Below are 613 nucleotides of genomic sequence, written 5' to 3'. Positions count from 1 at the left end.
AGGCCGTGGCCATGCCGTGCAGGCGCAGCTCCTTGAGTTCCGCCATCAAATCACGCATGACCGACCTCCTCGGCCTGGCCACGCAGGCGGTCGTAGCGCGCCGTGTTAGCGACGGGGGCTTCCTTGAACGACAAGTGGGTTTCGACGCTGGGTGGTGGTTCGGATGCTGTCAGCCGTGCCACGACATTGAGGATGTGTTCGGCGCTCAGGCTGCCGCTCTCCAGTACCAGCTCAACGGCTACCAGCACGGCATCGAGTCCGGCGACCGGTACGGCAGCCCGGACTTGCGCCATGATCCGGTCACCGCCGGCATGACGCCCCAGACCGTGCTTAAGCTGACGCAGCGGCGCTGGCAGATCAGCAAAGGGCGCTCCGTTGCGCAGCGCACCGGGCTTGCGTTCGATCAGCGGGAGGTAGTGCTGCCAGTCATAGCTGACCTGGTCGCGATCCAGCAAGCGCGCATGGCTGGCTATCAGCGCATCATCGGCCACCACCTCGATGCGGGTCGGATACAAACGGCTGCTGACCCACTTACCCGCGTACTCACACGGCACCGAGTAGCGGTTGCGCCCGACGCTGACCAGGCAGGTGCTGGAGACCCGCGCAGGCCGCT

At 65.7% G+C, this 613-nt stretch carries 1 protein-coding gene; it reads right to left on the bottom strand.

The window, feature by feature from the left end:
- Positions 1-50: 50 nt before the first annotated feature.
- Positions 51-613, bottom strand: a 563-nt coding sequence (locus MF6396_RS28115; RefSeq protein WP_443217225.1) for a Mu transposase domain-containing protein, incomplete at its 5' end; no start/stop codon positions are given.

This window comes from Pseudomonas sp. MF6396 (assembly GCF_002018915.1).
In the GTDB taxonomy this organism is placed as follows: Bacteria; Pseudomonadota; Gammaproteobacteria; order Pseudomonadales; family Pseudomonadaceae; genus Aquipseudomonas; species Aquipseudomonas palmensis.
This window is presented reverse-complemented; position numbering and strand designations above follow the sequence as displayed.